Here is an 18,369-nt window from a genome sequence, read left to right as displayed (position 1 = left end):
ATGGGAGTGTATTATAAATCCAAGGGATATAGGATATTTTCGATTTTCAATCATATCCTCCTGATTCTAGTAGCCTTATCGTGTTTATTGCCTATGCTTCATTTGCTAGCACAATCATTTAGTAGTAAGACAGCGGTAAATGGGAATTTGGTATCCTTTTGGCCGGTGGACTTTAATATCGAAGCCTATGTGAAAACTTTTAAAAACACGAATTTTACAGGCTCCATGAGAATCTCAGTGGTCCGGACGGTACTGGGGACGTTAATCAGCATGTTCATTATTACAACGGCGGGGTATGCCTTGTCCAAAGATTTCCGTGGGCGTAATGCTTTAATGTGGATTTTTATATTCACGATGTTGTTTTCCGGTGGATTGATTCCTTCTTATATATTGGTTACGAAACTTGGGCTCAAGGACACGATCTGGTCGCTCGTGCTTCCCGGTGCCTTCGGAGCTTATAATTTGATTCTGATTATGAATTTCTTTAAAACAATCCCTAAGGCGCTTGAAGAGGCGGCATTTATCGATGGGGCTTCGTTCTTCGTCATTTTCCGGAAAATCTATCTTCCGCTTTCCCTTCCCGGTCTGGCAACCGTTGGATTGTTTATCATGGTGGGGAGCTGGAACGCATGGTTTGATGGGATTTTGTATATGTCGAATACAACGGACTATCCGTTAGCTTCATTCTTACAGACTGTAGTGGTGCAAGGTTCAGCGCAGAGTATGGCACTTAGTCAATCAGAAGCAGCCGCGTTGTCAGAACAGAGTATCAAAGCTGCGCAAATTTTTATTAGCACACTGCCCATTATCCTTGTGTACCCTTTTCTACAGAAGTATTTTGTCAAAGGCATCGTTCTGGGTGCTGTAAAAGAATAACGTGACCAACATATAAAACTTTAATTCAAAGGAGCTTATTGATGAAAAAAACAGGGGCCTTACTAACGACTACTGTATTGATGGCAGGATTGCTAGCGGGCTGCGGCTCAAACGGTAAAGAATCTACTGCGGCAGAAGCGGTTCTCAAAGACGGCAAATACGATCCTCCTATTACTATCAACATCGCCAAGCAACAAGATGAGAATGCCGGTAAATATATCAACGGGGAGAGCTTAAATGATAATGTGTTGACCCGCTGGGGTGTCGAGAATCTAGGGATTAACATCCAAACTACTCTTTTGGGCGGTGATGCCTCCCAATATAATACGAAACTTCGTTTAGCGCTCACTGGTTCCGAGAAGCTTCCGGATGTTTTGCCAGTGTATGATACCTCATTAGAAAATGATCTGATTCAATCTGGACTTGTAAAAGATATTGCGGAGGACATTAACAAATATATGCCTGAGCGTCTGAAAGAAATATATAAACAATATCCAACAACGTTCAACCCGGTTATCCAGGACGGCAAGGTTTATGGGATGGCGATCTCGCCCAATCTCACTGAAGGTGAGGTCATGCTTATCCGTCAAGATTGGTTAGATACATTAAATTTAAAAGCGCCAACAAATATAGATGAATTTGAACAGGTAATCGCTGCTTTTACGAATGATGACCCGGACGGTAACGGAAAAAATGATACTTATGGATTTGATTTCTCGGGAAAAGATTCTTACAACACGGGCTGGGTAAGCGACTCTGTAATGATTTTTAGTGCTTATACAGGGAAGAGTCTCCCCGGCCAATGGTATAACGACAATGGTAAACTCACTTACGGTTCCGTCGCTGATGGGACAAAGGATGCGTTAGCTAAACTTCGCGATTGGTACTCCAAAGGGTATTTAAATAAGGAGCTGGCTACACAGGGTGCATGGGATGCACTGGCGGATTTCACTGAAGGTAAAGCAGGGATTATTATTGGCCGTCCTTGGCTGTACGGCAGTGTTAAAGATGTGGAAACTAACGTAAAAGGGGCTAAAATCAAAGCTTACCCAACAATTAATGGTGTAAGTGGGGATCGAACCTACCAATCCGGTCAACAGAACGATGGTGTCTTTATGTTTAATAAAGACTTTAACAATATGGAAGCTTTCTTCTTGTATTATGACAAGCTTTACGATGCAGCATTTGGTACCGGAGATTTCAAATATGGTTATGCTCAGGGATATGATTATGACATCGTAGGCGATGAAGTGGTATTCGATTCCAAAAAATTCAATACGCCTTTGGATGCCGCTCAAGGTGTAGGTAAAATGGCTTTTACCAAAAATACACCTAGTGTTGATGGTCCAGGTAAATCTTTTTATGATCTTTCCAAAGGTGCAAAAGCAGAGAATGGGGTCTTGATCAGATCGGCATCAAATGATGAAACAGCCAAAGAGGGATATGTGATTTCTTATGAGAATAGAGAGTCACTGCTTCCAAATGCATTTAACGGTCCACCTACCAAGACCATGCAGACAACTTGGGAGCAACTGAATACGATGGAAAAGGAAACCTTCACCAAAATTATTTACAGCAAAGAGCCGCTAACTGCGTACGATGACTTCGTGAAGCAATGGCATGACAAAGGCGGTACGAAAATTTCCGAAGAAATCAACGAATGGTATAACAATGCTAGCAAGGTGGATGTGATGTCTCAGATGGGATTGAAATAAGTTCGCAAGAACAGCAGGTTCAGTTAAGGTCATCCTTGGCCGGACCTGCTTTTTTGTCTAAAAATCTGATCCTCTGGAGGTTAATCATGGACGAAAATGCGAGTACAGTCACCCTACTAAATAGCGCTCCACTTCTGGATATGAGCGGAAATCCTGTACATGCACATGGTGGACATATGCTCTATACGGATGGATATTATTACTGGTTTGGTGAGAACCGGATGGATCGGCGGAGAGTGAGCTGCTACCGATCTGTGGATCTAGTGAATTGGGAATGGCGCAATGATGTGCTCACACTCGATTCACCGGTACAGCCGATTTATCATCGCACCACATTAGAGCTTGAACCCTTGGACAGGGAGGGGCGCCCAACGGGTGCGGTAATTGAGCGCCCAAAAGTACTCTACAACAAACTTACAGGGAGATTTGTTATGTGGATGCATTGGGAAAATGGACGCGACTACTCTGATGCGCGCTGCGCGATCGCTGATTGCGGGACGGTAGATGGGGATTATGTTTACCGGGGCAGCTTTAATCCGATAGGTAACATGTCTCGGGACTGCACCTTGTTCCAGGATGACGATGGGACGGCATATTTTATCTCCGCGGCAAGGGAAAATGCTGATCTTATTATGTATCGTCTGTCACCTGATTACCTCAGCATAGAAGAACAGGTCAAGACCTTGTGGCCCGGACAAGCGCGTGAAGCACCTGCATTAATGAAACGTCAGGGTGTATACTTCCTCATCTCGTCCGCCTGTACGGGCTGGTTGCCTAACCAAGGAACCTATGCCTGGTCTGAGGAATTATTTGATCGTTGGTCACCCTTGCTGCCTTTGGGCGACATCACTACATACGACAGCCAGCCTGCTTTTATAGTTCCTATTGTAGGAACAGACAATGACCAGTGCTCTTACCTGTATGTTGGGGATCGCTGGGACCCTGCGGATTATTATGCCTCTTCCTATGTATTTCTGCCGCTCAGCTTTCCTTCTGACCGGGAAATGAAGCTTGACTGGGCAGAGCGAACGGTGATTGACCTTAGGAAGGGAATCGTAGCTGTGGAATGCGGCTCTGGTAGTGGTCTGTTCAGATTGAAAAGCTTAGGAATGGGGCTTTATCTGGCGGCGGGAAATCAATCCATTGAACATGAGGAGACCCTGAACGTCGAAGTCCGGACGCTTTCGTATGAAGATCAGCAGCAGAGATGGACGGTTGAATACGGGGAGAAGGGTAGGGCGAGAATTCGAAACAGTGAAAAGGCCTTATCTATTGGCCCGTTGAATTCCTTGCTGCTGGAGCCTATTCGTGACAACGAAGATCAGTTTATATGGTTGCTTACAGAGACAGAAGCAGGTTCACTGACTATTGGGAGCAATGACGGAAGAGTTCTTACCGTAGCAGGAGAACAGCGTGGGGGCTGGGGTTGTGTGTTTCTTGAATCCACACGCTGCCATGATCCCCGTCTAGGTGCAGACCCGCAGCTTTTTCAACTGATTTCAGTAAGGTAAACAGTTTAGAGAAAAGAGGTATACCGATGAGTTTATCTGTCTCCTTCCCTATGGAATGGTTTAAAAGTGACCCCCATACACAACTTACTGCGACTTCCTCTGAGACGTTTCAGTTCATTACTACACCAGAAGGTGGTGGATTTGAGCTTCAGCCAGGGCAGCTGGAATCCGCCGCTTGGTGCGATTATGGTTTCGTTAATGCAAAGGTTTACCATGAAAGCCATGACGTTCTGGTGCTGTTATTCAGTTTTTATGATCGGGATCATCGCGTCATTACTTATCATGTAGGAATTTTACCCGGTGTGCGCACGGAAATTTGTTTACCCTTGATTCATTTAAATGGTGAGAAGCTGTTCCTTCCCCGTTATCCGGGTGTGATGCAGACAGTACTGAGGGGAGATGCAGGCATCGATCGCAAGCATATCACCCGATTCTCTATCGCTACTCTCCCTTCAACAACAAGTAGAGCTGTGCAAATTAGTGACTTGGCTCTAAGTCTAACTGAGCCCGTCTTTGAGTATGAACAGCAACCATATATAGATGATCTGGGCCAATTAAAGGGAAGGGGTTGGCCAGGGAAAACGGTTGATGCAGAAGCGTTGACGGATCGGCTGCGCACAGAGCAGCAACTTGCGGCACAAGCTGATCACAATGGAGGTGACCTCAGCAGGTACGGAGGTTGGAAGGCGCTGAGATTCGCGGCAACTGGATATTTCCGCACGGAGTTTGACGGCAGCCGCTGGTGGTTCGTTGATCCAGAGGGTTATGCCCTGTTCAGTACGGGGATGGACTGTGTGGGTCCAGCTTGTTCTATGCATGTAACTGGCATGGAACACTTGATACCCTCATTGCCGGAGCGGGAAGGAATCTATCAAGAAGCTTGGTCACAGGATGGCGAGGAATTCAGCTTCGAGATTGCTAATCTGATCACTGCTTTTGGGGCGGAGTGGCGCTCTAACTGGGTGGCTATGACGGATTTTCGCTTACAACAATGGGGATTCAACACCATCGGTAACTGGTCTAATGATAGATTTATCAACGAATCCCAGCTTCCGTATGTTTATCCTCTAGTGGACTTTCCTATGACGGAGCAGACTATTTTCCGGGATTTCCCCGATGTGTTTAGCCCGGAGTATGAGCGGAATGCCGGGAGCTTTGCGGAGCAGCTTCTTCCATTAAGGGAAGACCAGAGAATGGTCGGTTATTTCATGCGTAATGAGCCGCATTGGGCATTCGTGGATGGGTTGAATTTGACCGGGCAGATGCTGAAATCTCCGGTCCGTTATGCCAGTAAGAAGGAATTCATTCGCTGGCTTGCAGAAAAGTACAAAACAGTGGAACGATTAAACATGGCGTGGGATAGCGTTTTTGAAGAATTCGAGGATTTATACGATGTATCGAATGTGAATGTAACCGGGGATAATCTCACTTCTGCCCGAGAAGTAGATTATAACCTGTTCAACCGGATCATGATCCGGCGGTATGTAGAAGTGCCAGCCCGTCTTTGCAAGCAGACGGATCCGAATCATCTGAATTTGGGAATGCGTTATGCCTGGGTTGGCAGTGATGAGGTGCTGGAGGGCTGCGAATGGTTTGATGTATTCTCTATGAACTGCTATCAGTTCAGTCCTGACAAGGAACAGATCGCCCAGATCAGCGGACGACTGAACAAACCAGTCATGATTGGGGAATATCATTTTGGTGCGGCTGAAGGCGGCATGTTGGCTTATGGGATCCGTGCGGTGGCAACCCAGAAGGAGCGCGGTGAGGCTTACCGTTATTATGTGGAGCAGGGGGCAGCCATCCCGCAGCTCATCGGAGTTCATTATTTTCAATGGAATGATCAGCCTGTGCTCGGACGTTATGACGGAGAAAACTATCAAATCGGTGTAGTGGATGTCTGCAACCGTCCATATGAACCTTTCGTGCAAGCAGCGAGAAAGGCCCATGACCAGATGTATCAGGTGCGGACGGGTATGACAGCGCCCTATAATATTGTGCCAATGGAGATTCCGAAAACGGGATTCTGATTGCAAATCTTTACAACAAAAAGGCCCCCAGCCAATGGGGGGGCCTTTTTTGTCCTCTCCTCTGCAATGTAGCCTCTTTACAAGCCAAGGCCGGAGGAGGGGAGTGAATCATCACGGGAATAGCGCTTGCGGTATTCGCCCGGAGTTATTCCGGCACAACGTTTGAACATACGGATGAAGGAATTTACGTTCTGATAACCGACCTGAAGCGCGATATCCTGAATCCGCAGTTCCAGATTCATTAGCAGCTCTTTGGCCTGCTCAATCCGCAGATTGTTCAGATATTCACTGAAGTTGATGTTTGTTTTCTCTTTAAAAATGCTGGACAGGTAACCTGGAGTTAAATTTAACTTGTCTGCTACTAGGTTGAGGTTGATGTCCTCGCCGTAATGTTTGTCTAAGTAATCCAGCACAAAGCTGATAATGGGGTCGCGCGACTCCGAGCGGCTACTGATGACCACGAGCACAGGACGAACCAGATCACGCAGCCATTCCTTGTATTGATCCATTGAGTGGAAAGCGTTAAATGGCTCTAGTGGGGGTGGTAAGAGACGCTCCGCTTGGGGCAGATTCAGCCTCGTCACCGTTTTGCTCGTCTGTTCCGCTGCTCCCAAGGCAAATGCCCGAAAATCCGCCGCCGCTGCGTCCTTGTGCTGCAGCTGCTCCAGCTGACGATCCAACCAAGCGAATACAGCCTCCTCATTGGCAGACTGCAGCAGATTGTGCAGCTCCTCTCCGTGTGTCACCTTTAAATGAAAGGATTTGGCGGATGAGGCTCTAGGTTCTACGATAATTTGTGTTTCCCCGTTCAATCTACGCTCATTTAACAACATTGATAGATTATTGTAGGCATCGGTAAATGAGGTTTCGCCTGAATATACCGGACTTACAGCAATAGTCAGATATAAGGATGTCTCCGAATCCAGCAGCTCCTTAAGGGTATCAAGAGCCTGCAGAAAACTGCTCTGCGGTCCGGGATTGAACAGGAGCAGCATGAGCTGATCATGTTCCGGCTGGAGTGCGACGCTTTCGCTTTCACCACCAGTGATCAAGTTTTGAACCAGCTTCCATAACATCAGTGTGTGTTTCTCCAATTCGTCCGGTAAGGTTTTGAAGCTGACCTTGAACAGAATGGAGGCATAGGGCTGTTCGGATTGCCTTACATCTTCAAGCTCCGCGAGGCTTTTACTCAGCGGGATATTTTTCACTTTATGAGTATAGGCATATTGGCGCACCAGTGAGTTCTTATGATCAAGATCGGTCTGGATGAAGCGGTTACTCTCCAAAATGGAGCTCAGGCGGTCGCCGATAATGGCGAATTCCTTCACACTGCTCAATTTTTCAGGCCGGCTGCCTGCCTTACGGTCCAAGGCGGCAATCAGGCGCTGGAGCGGTTGGTTAAGCCGGTGGCTGAAGATTAGGGATGAGAGAACACTGATCAGTACTGCGGCAGAGAGCAATACAGCCAGCAATAGCTGCATCCCCCGCATTTCCGCAGCAATAGCCGCCACCTGGGTCACTCGGATATAGGTGAATCCAGTCTGTTTACCTTTTTCATAGAAGTAATATTGGTCTCCGACCCGCTCATGGGCATTGCCACTTTCCGGAAGCTGGCTTGTTTGCAGTTTACCCTCTGATGTAGAGAACAATAGATTCTTCTGCGCATCCAGGATATAGAACGGGGTATTGCCGGCATCTCCGTAGGCGGCCTGCATCAGCTGCGGATTCAGCATGACAATGCCGTACACTTCCTCATAAGGAATCGCTTTGACCAGCACTGGCATTAACCTTCCGAGCGTACGGGTGGAATGTATGGTTTTCTCGGTAAAGGTTACGGCGGGCATGACTTTTAAAAATTGATTGTCCATCGTTTGCCGGCTCCAGTACTCCGGAGGGTATTCTGCACTGAAGTAGTATTTACCGAACATATCTGCGGCGCTGCTTAGGCCCTCCCTCTCCAGTACATAATTTTCCTTTTTAAAATAAAGAATGAAATTTTCGATATGCAGAAAAGGATTAGCATACAGCGTTGAGAGATCCGATATCACTTCTGCCGGGATATCATATCGTCGGTTCTCTTTGAGGTGGCTTAGAATGCCCAGATTGGCAGTCCATGAATCGGATTGGGTGAGGGCAAGAATCATGTTCTGAGTCAACCGGAAATGATTTTCGTAGCCTTCGACCGTTTGTGCGAGGCCTAGCTCATTTTGCCGGATCATCTCCTTATAGATTTTGCCGCTTAAATACAGATGGGAGAACAGATTAAATGATGCCAAAATCAAGATGACACTGAGGAAGCTTAGCATCAGCTTAACGAACAGGGCATTCAGCGCAAATTTGCCTGTAACGGATCCCTTCATATGTATCCCCCTTTGGATGCACCCGTAAATGAATTGGATTAATTCTATCATAGCGGCAAAAAGCTAACACCAACAATATGCAATTTTGCTGATTTGTACGCTATTCTATGGAAATCCGCAGTTAAGGCGAAATGTTATATAACATGTAGATAGCGCTTTCCAAAGAAATGCAGCTATAATTCGGAGACAAATCCCAGGAAAAAGGGGGAAGTAATCTGACATCTATATGATTTATGATCATTTTAACAAGAGGAGACATGCATATGGCTCAAGCTAGCGTAGTGCAGGACAAAATGCGAAAGAAAGTGCACCGGCGACCCCAACGACCTCAACGCCACAAAGCGGGAATCCTTCGAACTTGGAATAAAAACAAGGCGCTCTGGCTGCTGTTCCTGCCGTGCCTGTTGTATTATTTGATCTTCCGCTATGCACCGATGTTTGGATTAGTTATCACTTTCAAGGATTACAATCTTTTTAAAGGGATTTGGGCCAGTGATTGGGTGGGACTCAAATATTACAGGATGTTTATAGAGAATCCCGATTTTTGGCCGCTGATGAAAAACACTTTTCTGCTTGGTTTATATAAGCTGTTTTTTGGCTTCCCGGCACCCATTCTACTGGCGATTCTGCTTAATGAGGTGCGCAAGGCTGCTTTCAAACGAGTTGTGCAGACCGTCAGCTATCTTCCACATTTTATCTCAAATGTCATTGTAGCCAGTATGGTGATCATGTTTTTATCCCCAACCGGAGGGCTGATTAATAATCTGCTTGGTGCCATAGGGATTGGACCGATCAATTTCATGAATGAACCTGGATTGTTCCGCGGTATTTATGTCCTGTCGGAGATCTGGCAGCATATCGGCTGGGAGACTATTATCTACTTGGCCGCGTTGACCGCTATCGACCCGCAGCTGTATGAAGCTGCTGATATGGACGGAGCCAGCCGCATGCGTAAAATATGGCATGTCACCTTGCCCGGCATTTCACCCGCCATCGTGATCACCTTGATTCTTAATATCGGTAAAGTGCTCGAGATTGGCTTCGAGAAGGTGTTCCTGATGCAGAACCCGGCGATCTACGACACAGCGGATATTATCAGTACTTATGTCTATAGGGTGGGTATGGTGCAGGGGAACTTCAGCTATGGCGCTTCTATTGATCTTTTTATGGGCGTGATTAGCTTGATCTTCATCTATACAGCAAATTACATCAGCCGTCGTGTAAGCGAGACAAGTTTATGGTAGAAAAGAGGTGTGGTGATGAGATCACCCCGTTTATCCTGGTTTAATGTCGTGAGCACTTTTATCCTTCTCGTGGTTGTGGTGGTCACGCTTTATCCGTTCCTGCATATGCTCGCTGTCTCTCTCAGTAGTGATGTGCATGTCATGAAGAATACCGTTTCTTTTTGGCCTAAGGGATTTAACCTGAATATGTATAAGCTTGTACTCGGAGATTCGCAAATCTGGGTGGCTTACAAAAATACACTCATTTACACCGTGCTTGGCACCCTTATCTCGCTGGTAGTCACCTCCACGGGTGCCTATGCACTCTCACGCAGTGATATGGCGCTGCGCAAGAGCTTCACCCTGTTGATTGTGGTGACGATGTTTTTCAGCGGAGGAATGATTCCCACGTTCCTCGTGGTTCGCTCCCTGGATATGGTCGATACCGTATGGGGCATGGTGCTGCCGGGTGCGGTTAGCACTTGGAATCTGATTCTGATGCGGACCTTTTTCTCCGGCATTCCTAAAGAGCTGGAGGAGTCAGGCCGCATCGACGGACTGAATGATATCGGCATATTTATTCGTATTATTGTTCCGCTTTCCAAAGCTTCCTTCGCCACCATAGCGCTCTTTTACGCGGTTGGCATGTGGAATAACTTTATTTACCCGCTGCTCTACCTGCGCTCACCGGATTTGTTCCCGCTGCAAGTACTGCTGCGCAATCTGGTGCTGGCTGGCAGTGCTAGCTCAGGGGATGTTACTAGCATTGGAGGTGACAACATGGTGATAGAAGAATCGCTGAAGTACGCGACGATTATGGTCTCGACGCTTCCGATTCTAATTGTGTATCCATTTGTGCAGAAGTACTTCGTTAAGGGGGCCATGATTGGCGCGGTTAAAGGCTGAGGCGGGTGGAACCGTCACAAATTCAGAATAAGGGAGAGATCGTAATGAATAAATGGAAATCTGTACTGCTGCCACTGATGATTGCAGCAACCGTAGTAACTGGCTGCAGCGGAGGGGGCAATGACACCTCGCCGCAGAGTAATACTCAGGGCAGCAGTACCGCTTCACCTGCTGATTCGTCCAAAACGGAAAAAACCTTCACTGCGCTCTTAGACAACAATGCTACGTTCCCTTATTCGAAAAGCTGGCCTATTTGGAGCTGGCTGAAGGAGAAAACCGGTGTCACACTCGAGGTACAGACCCCTTCCGGAAAGCTTGAAGAGAGCTTGAACCTGGCGATTGCCTCGAAGGCAATGCCGGATCTGATGTATATGCCTAACCGCAAAGAATCGAATAAATTCGGGCAACAGGGTGCGTTGGTGGATTTGATGGAGTATATGGACAAAATGCCGAATCTGACCGCCTGGGTAAAGCAGTATCCACAGGAAGCGAAGGCTGCACTGTCTGCTGATGGCAAAATGTATATGTTCCCGAATCAGGGCTTTGGCGAGACGAACCGCATGATCTGGTTATACCGTAAAGACATTTTTGACAAAGAAGGAATCCAGGCACCAGCCACATATGAGGAGCTGCATACAGCTCTAAAAACCTTGAAGGCGAAATATCCGGACAGCTATCCGCTTTCGATCCGCTACGGACAAATTCCCGATGAAATGAATGCCAATATGACAGTGAATTACGGGACGGGTGAAGGGGCTTATTATGATTTTGATAAAAAAGAGTGGCTTTTTGGACCCACGGAAGATAGTTACAAGGAAATGGTTGGTATGTGGAAAATATTTTATGACGAAGGGCTGATTCCGCCCGACTTTCTATCTCTGCAAACTAAGCAATGGCAGGACATGGTGTCCACGGGCAAATCGTTTGTGACCATTGATTACATCAGCCGGATCGATTTTTTTAACAATGCGATGCAGCAGGAAAATCCGGAGTTCAACATGCAGTTCATGGCTCCTCCAGCGGGCATTGCCGGCGGCAAGCAACTGAACCCGTATTTTCATTATATGGAAGGTGGCCTAACCGTGGCTTCAACCTCGAAGAACATCGATGATGTGATGAGTTATATGGACTTTTTCTATTCCGAAGAGGGACGTACGCTCAGCAGCTGGGGCGTGGAGGGTGAGACATATGTGAAGGAAGGCGACACGATCAAGTTCAAACCAGAGTACAACGATGTGATCGAAATGCGGAAACAGACAGGACTTCAGACTAGCGGAACGTACACCTGGATCGACTTTGGTGCACATCTGTCGTTGTTCTCAGACAATTTGAAGTACGCCTTTGAAGAAGCGACGAAATATGATCCGTCCATGATGCAGCCACGGCCTGCATTTACGGAGAAAGAGAATGAAATTATTGCGATTACCGGCCAGGCGATCCAAAAACACCGCGATGAAAGCTTTGCCAAGTTTGTTACCGGCTCCCGAAAGCTGGCCGACTGGGACAAATATGTGGAGGAGATGAACAATCTCGGCGTGGATAAGCTGCTGGCTACTTATAGGGAAGCTTACGACCGTGTTCAGAACATTCAGTTAAACGGGAATTAATCTGTCTGGTGCCAAGGACAATAGGTGCCCGGAAAGGATGAGCGGGATGAATGACATCATTAAGCCTTTAGAGACACACAGAGTGGAGCAGATTTCCGTTCAGGTTTATGAAGATCGTAACCTGATGGGCGCTGCGGCGGCATCGCAGGTTGCGCAGAAAATTAGAGCTTTGCTTCAAGATTCTGCGCGTCAGGTCCGAATTGTGTTTGCTGCCGCACCTTCGCAAAATGAACTGTACGAGGGGCTGGTGCGGGAGCAGGGGATGGATTGGTCCCGGGTCAATGCTTTTCATATGGATGAATACATTGGCCTTGCGGCTTCGGATCCCCAGCGTTTCGGCCGTTTTTTGACAGATCGGCTATACAGTCGGGTTAACCCTGGCCGGGTAGAACTGCTGGATGGTCTCGCCGCTGATGTGGTGCAGGAATGCCAGAGATATTCGGCTTTGTTGAGCGAGGCGCCTATTGATATCGTTTGCCTCGGGATCGGGGAAAACGGGCATATCGCGTTTAATGATCCGCCAGTCGCTAATTTTACCGACCCGCAGCTGGTCAAAGCGGTCGAACTGGAGGAAGCCTGCCGCCGCCAGCAGGTGAATGACGGTTGTTTTACCTCGCTGGACGAGGTGCCAACCCATGCGCTGACGCTTACGGTACCAGCCTTGCTGGCTGGCCGTCACCTGTACGGAATTGTACCGGGAGTGTCCAAACGCAAGGCTTTACACGCGGCACTTCATGATTCGATCAGCACGGCATGTCCAGCTACTATTCTGCGCACCCATCCGGAGATCACGATGTTCACGGATCGGGCTGCCTTCGGCCTATGAACGCGCCAATTAAGGGAAAGCACTATAAAACTGGGCGGCCGGTTGAGGTTAGTGTCGAGCAGGGGCGAATCACTTCGGTCACCGAACTTGCGGAGAGTCCAGCCAGGGCCGATTGGCCCTGGCTGGCACCCGGGTTGGTGGATCTGCAAGTGAACGGGGGCTGGGGGCTGGATCTCAACACGCTGCCTTTACAGCCTGCCACGGTATTGGAACTATCCGGACTTTTGCTAGGAAACGGGGTAACCAGCTATTGTCCAACTCTGATTACTAATGGCAAAGAAGCACTGGCTCAAGCGGTCTCCGCCATTGCGGAAGCCGCTTCGCTGTATCCGGAAGATGCTGGGGGGATTGTAGGAATTCATTTGGAAGGTCCCTTTCTGTCACCAGAAGAGGGTCCACGCGGCGCCCATCCAAGGGAACATATTGGCCCGCCGGATTGGGATAGGTTATGCCGCTGGCAAGAAGCGGCTGAAGGGCTTATCCGTATCCTCACCGTCTCCCCGGAATGGCCAAACGCCGCTGCATTTATCGACCGGTGCAGTGAATCAGGCATCCTTGTTTCCATAGGGCATACAGCAGCTTCCCCCGAGCAGATTAGGGAGGCGGTTGCCGCAGGAGCGGTGATGTCTACGCATCTCGGCAATGGCACACATCTGACGCTGCCCCGTCATCCCAACTATTTGTGGGAGCAGCTGGCGGCGGATGAACTATACGGCTGTATGATTGCAGATGGCCAACATTTACCACCCGCTCTGTTGAAAGTAATCCTACGGATGAAGCGCAGCCGCACCATCTTGGTCAGCGATGCTGTATCACTGAGCGGAATGCCGCCGGGAACTTATCACCTGCACATTGGTGGAGAGGTTGTATTAACAGCAGAAGGGCGGCTGCATCTGGCTGGCAATCAGCAGCTGCTTGCAGGTTCCGCCATGATGCTTCCAGATCAGGTGGCCTATCTTGCGGAGGCTGGATTAGCCCGGCTGGATGAAGCCTGGGATTGTGCTTCTGCTCATCCGGCTACTTTGCTGGGGCTGGAGCAGGCGGCAGGGCTTAGGGCTGGAGCACCTGCCGATCTCGTGAGCTTCTGCTATGAAGACAAGACACTTACCGTGCTGGAATGCTGGAAAAAGGGTCATAGCAGGGCTTGCAGTAATTAATTACAGCAAAGATTAGGAGGAGAACGATGCAGAGCTTGATACCGCAACCGAAGCAGATCCAAGTGAAAGAGGGCGAAGCTTTTCAGTTCAGCGAGGATGTAAGCCTGAGCCTCTACATGGAGCAGCATGATCCGAGACTGGTGGTTCATTGCCGCCGCTCGTTTCCGGAGCTGGAATGTACACATGTTATCTCGGGAAAAGGATATTCACTTATTCTTCAGAGTCTCTCGCAGCCAGAAACGAAAGGAGCACAGCCAGATGAAGTGGATCTGAAATTGCTTAACGGCCGGGCGGAAGGGTACAGGCTGGAGGTGTCGGAGCGGCGGGTGGTAATCCGTGCACTGGATGCGCCGGGTCTGTTTTACGGGCTACAAACGTTACTACAACTGCGTAAGTCAGTAGGGGAAGTTCCTGCTGTGTCTATCACGGACTGGCCTGACACTACCTTGCGGGCGATGAACTTTGATCTTCGCCAGACATTTTCCAAGCCAGAGCTGCTGCTATCGTATTTGGCGGATTTTGCCCGGTATAAAACGAATGCGGTTCTGATTGAATACGAAGATAAATTCCCGTTCCAGAAGTACCCGGAATTCGTGCATCCTCAGCATTCGTTAAGCCTCACACAGCTAGAGGAACTGAAACGCACAGCCCAAGAATATTTTATTGAGATCATTCCGCTGCAGCAGAGTTTCGGGCATCTGGAGTATGTACTCCGCCACGACGCTTGGCGGCACTTGCGCGAAACGGAGTTATCCCTCGGGGAGATCTGCCCGTCGCATCCGGAATCCTTCGAGCTGATTACCGATCTGTTACAGGAGATGATGGATGCCCATCCGGATTCCCGCTACATCCACCTCGGCTGTGACGAGGTATACAGCTTATGTGAATGCGAACGCTGTAAAACGTTGTTCGGAGGGGTACGGGAGCGGGCGTTTATCGCTTTTTTGAACACTTTGATTGAATATACAGCCAGCCGTGGTAAAAAAGCGATTTTCTGGCATGACATGCTGGACAAATGCCCGCCGGAGGAACTGGCAAAGCTGGATAAGCGGAGTGCGGCGATGATCTGGATATACAACGGACGTAATATTGAAGCTGAGGTTTCTTCTCTTACGGATAAATTCAGGTCACTAGGCATCGAGGTTATGGGAGCACCGGCGGTTCGCAGCTTTGACTGGGCTGAACATCAGAATTATCCGGTACTATTGAACCGGACGGATAATCTGCTCCAATGGGCGGAGACAGCGGATAAGCTGGACCTCGGTTGCATCGTCGCCACGAACTGGACAGGGCCGTTCAGCCTTGGTGTTCCTTATGGGATCTTTGAGACGACCTGGTATCCGATGCTGCTGCACGCCGATTTGGCCTGGAACCGTAAAGCGGACTCAGCAACATTTATCGATCGATTCATGGAGCAGTTTCATGGCATCGGTCCTAGAACAGGTCACGCTCAGCTCGGGGATTATCAGCTGGAAGATTATTATGATGTTATCTGGAAGCTGTTGGACAAGGTGAAGGATCATAAGGATGAAGCAGAGCTGATTGCCATTATGCATGATTTTGAAGCGGCGACGGACCGTTCGCGGGCGATCCACAAATATGTCTACCGCTGGGAGCTCTATCCGGGAGACGAAGCGGAAAGGCACTCGCTGCTGAACAATTACATGCGAAATCGCCGCGGACGTGAGAACGTTTTGCCTCGCATGAAAGCGGCTTTGGAGCGTTACCAGCCATCCGATATGGCGGAGCATTTTGTGAAATCCCGCTTCTATCTTCACGATTATCTGGAGCGGACATTATACCGTGAGCTGGGGTTTGCTCAGGTAGAATAAGAGTTTTGAAAAGATCGTAGGGCTATCGTGTAAGCGGGTAGCAGTGCGGTCTTTTTTTAATTCATAGCTGGATGAAGCTACATATTACAACATATTCAGGAACTAAATCCCAGTTTGCTGCGTCTAACTTATATAGTTCTAGCAAACTACATTGGAGGAGAATGAATATGAGAGCTACACCCATAAACCGGACTATAAGGAAGGTTACACTTACCGCATTATGTATTTTGCTTGTATTGCTGAGTGGCAGGGTAATGGCGGAGCCGTCTCCGGCACAAAAGACAACCGCGGTATTCACAGCGGAGATGCAGAGTGCCTTGGAAGGGGCACAGAATGTGCTGCTGACGATACAGCCATTCCCGGACGAAGCAGCCGTAGGTTTCTTCAAGAATGGGCGCAATCTGCCCAAGGGATATCTGGAACAGACTGCCGATAAGATTCTGGAACAGCGGGGCAAGTTCACCAAGGTGGCAGAGCTAACTCGAACGGCGCTGGCTTACAGTGCTGCGGGGGGCAACATCAACAACATCGCTGGTATTGATCTTTATCCATTCCTGATGAATCATGCCGGAATTGATTCGGAAGGGGCAGCAGCGGTAGCAGCCGCCTATATTACCTCGAAGAATTCCATTTCAAATTCATTGGAGCGGACAAACCGTTACCCCGATTTGCTGTTTTATCAGTTGCTTGATATGCAGCTAGCGGATGGTAGTTGGCCGCTGGCCGGGCAGAAGCAAGGAGATCTGGTAGCTACTGCCTGGGTACTAACCGCACTTGCTTCGGAAGTGAGTTCAGAACAAACAGCGCAGCCGATCGAGAAGGCTTTGCAGTGGCTTAAGAGCAAGCAGCAGCTAGACGGAGGGTTCGATGGTAAAACTGCGACGACAGCGCAGGTGATTGTTGCTTTATCCTCGCAGGGGGTCGATGCAGCAGATTTCACCAAGGAAGGCGGAGCCTCGCTGCTGGACCATTTGCTGGCGCGGAAGCTTCCGGGTGGCGGCTTTACACAGACAGCAGGCGGAGGGAACGATAGTCCCGCAACTGTGCAAGCCTATCTTGCCCTGACTTCCTATAAGCTGCTGTCCAAGCAGGCTGGCATGCTGTATAGCGGACTGCATCATGCTGGACTTGACCGGGCAACGATTCAGGTCGAAGGACCCGGTGGCACCGTTGCCGGGGGGCATATTGTTGGCGGAGATGCTGTGAAGGCAGCGGCAGCTTTTTTACAGGCGAAGGGTCTGGCGTATAAGCTGAATGCGGATGCAGCTAAACCGGCCTTCACAGCTATCGAGGGGATTCAGAACGGGCGATACAATGGACGCGGAGAATGGAAGATTGCTGTATTCAGCGGGGGCAGTGCATGGATGTATCCTGAGAATAGCCCGTACAGACTGACGATAGGCAATGGGGATCAGCTGCTTGTTTACTACGCGGACGATACAGAACTGCTTGACCGGATGGAAGTGAAATGGAAAGATAAAAACGGCCAGGAAATGGGTGGATACGCAAGCGCCAATATGCCGTTTTCCCTCCATATCACCAAGTCAAACGGTCAGCTGGGCGGTCTTCCGGCTTTCGGCGCTACTGTGACACTTCAAGGAAAAAGCGTAGTGGCTGACAGCACGGGAAAGGTGTCATTTGCCGGCATGAAGCCCGGTGTCTATCCCGTGCAAGTCACCAAATACCGTAAAGATGCCGCTCCAGCACTTTCCAAACGGACGTTTGCGCTGCATGTCTCTTCCCCGGAATTGGCCAGCTTTACGGATGCCAATAAAGTCGCAGCTTGGGCACGTTTGGATATCGCAACAGCGCTCAGCAGCGGATATATTCAGGGCGTAAGTGCCAGCGGAAATGTGCTGGCTCCTAAGCAGAAGCTGACCCGGGCTGAATTTCTGACCCTGCTGCTGCGGCTATTGCATGAGTTCCCCGCTGCCAAGGCCACTTCTAGCTTTAAGGATGTTCCGGCGGACAAATGGTACAGCCGTACCATCGCCAAGGCTGAGGAGCTGGGCATTATCAGCTCTCCAACCGGTAAGTTCGAGCCGGACCGCGGTATTACGCGGGAAGAAGCGGCGGTTATGGTAACCAAAGCTGCCCGGTTGTCTACGTACGGCAGCCCGGATCGTGTGAAGTTTGCCGATACTTCCAGTTTGTCAGAGGCGAGCCGCCAGGCGATTCAGGCCGTGAATGAACATGAAGTAATGACCGGCAGCGGGGGCCGTTTCGATCCTAAGCAGATTCTGGTGCGTGAGCAGGCAGCGGCAATTTTAGTCAGACTGCAGAAATTAATCCCGGAAGCCTTCTATTAATGGAATAAACGTCCAGG

Annotated in this window: 12 protein-coding genes; 11 read left to right on the top strand and 1 reads right to left on the bottom strand. The window is 49.1% G+C overall.

Translation table 11 applies throughout. The annotated features are described in order from the left end of the window. The 4 genes from MHH50_RS22605 (at position 1) to MHH50_RS22590 (ending at position 6,132) form a co-directional block, all read left to right on the top strand. Entirely contained in the window at positions 1 to 876 is an 876-nt protein-coding gene (locus MHH50_RS22605) for a carbohydrate ABC transporter permease (RefSeq protein WP_036683169.1), read from the top strand. A gap of 41 nt (positions 877 to 917) precedes the next feature. After that, complete coding sequence (locus MHH50_RS22600; RefSeq protein WP_340033425.1) at positions 918 to 2,591, top strand: hypothetical protein; 1,674 nt, start codon at positions 918 to 920, stop codon at positions 2,589 to 2,591. An 86-nt stretch (positions 2,592 to 2,677) separates the two neighbouring features. Then, positions 2,678 to 4,102, top strand: a complete 1,425-nt coding sequence (locus tag MHH50_RS22595) for a family 43 glycosylhydrolase (RefSeq protein ID WP_340033424.1) — start codon at positions 2,678 to 2,680, stop codon at positions 4,100 to 4,102. A 50-nt stretch (positions 4,103 to 4,152) separates the two neighbouring features. Then, entirely contained in the window at positions 4,153 to 6,132 is a 1,980-nt protein-coding gene (locus tag MHH50_RS22590) for a beta-galactosidase (RefSeq protein ID WP_340033423.1), read from the top strand. 77 nt (positions 6,133 to 6,209) lie between these two features. On the opposite strand, the gene MHH50_RS22585 is transcribed toward MHH50_RS22590, so the two are convergent. Continuing rightward, entirely contained in the window at positions 6,210 to 8,492 is a 2,283-nt protein-coding gene (locus MHH50_RS22585; RefSeq protein ID WP_076281328.1) for an AraC family transcriptional regulator, read from the bottom strand. A gap of 293 nt (positions 8,493 to 8,785) precedes the next feature. Here MHH50_RS22585 and MHH50_RS22580 point away from each other — a divergent pair, with 293 nt between their 5' ends. From MHH50_RS22580 to MHH50_RS22550, 7 genes are all read left to right on the top strand, one after another. Next, entirely contained in the window at positions 8,786 to 9,736 is a 951-nt protein-coding gene (locus MHH50_RS22580) for an ABC transporter permease subunit (RefSeq protein ID WP_051491278.1), read from the top strand. 15 nt (positions 9,737 to 9,751) lie between these two features. After that, complete coding sequence (locus MHH50_RS22575; protein WP_076147925.1) at positions 9,752 to 10,621, top strand: carbohydrate ABC transporter permease; 870 nt, start codon at positions 9,752 to 9,754, stop codon at positions 10,619 to 10,621. Positions 10,622 to 10,665: 44 nt separating this feature from the next. Beyond that, a complete protein-coding gene (locus tag MHH50_RS22570) occupies positions 10,666 to 12,228 on the top strand; it encodes an extracellular solute-binding protein (protein WP_076279230.1) in 1,563 nt (520 codons plus the stop codon). A gap of 46 nt (positions 12,229 to 12,274) precedes the next feature. Beyond that, positions 12,275 to 13,054 (top strand): glucosamine-6-phosphate deaminase, encoded by a 780-nt coding sequence (locus MHH50_RS22565; protein WP_340033422.1) that lies wholly within the window; start codon positions 12,275 to 12,277, stop codon positions 13,052 to 13,054. Further along, on the top strand, positions 13,051 to 14,211 hold the full coding sequence (locus MHH50_RS22560; RefSeq protein ID WP_340033421.1) for an amidohydrolase family protein: 1,161 nt from the start codon (positions 13,051 to 13,053) through the stop codon (positions 14,209 to 14,211). The genes MHH50_RS22565 and MHH50_RS22560 overlap by 4 nt, the downstream gene beginning before the upstream one ends. Positions 14,212 to 14,237: 26 nt before the next feature. Further along, positions 14,238 to 16,043 (top strand): DUF4838 domain-containing protein, encoded by a 1,806-nt coding sequence (locus MHH50_RS22555; RefSeq protein ID WP_340033420.1) that lies wholly within the window; start codon positions 14,238 to 14,240, stop codon positions 16,041 to 16,043. Positions 16,044 to 16,210: 167 nt separating this feature from the next. Next, positions 16,211 to 18,352, top strand: coding sequence for an S-layer homology domain-containing protein (locus MHH50_RS22550; protein WP_076310139.1), 2,142 nt, complete (start codon positions 16,211 to 16,213; stop codon positions 18,350 to 18,352). Positions 18,353 to 18,369 lie beyond the last annotated feature (17 nt).

Origin of the sequence: Paenibacillus sp. FSL H3-0302, from assembly GCF_037982245.1 — a bacterium.
Lineage (GTDB): Bacteria > Bacillota > Bacilli > Paenibacillales > Paenibacillaceae > Paenibacillus_AQ > Paenibacillus_AQ odorifer.
This window is presented reverse-complemented; position numbering and strand designations above follow the sequence as displayed.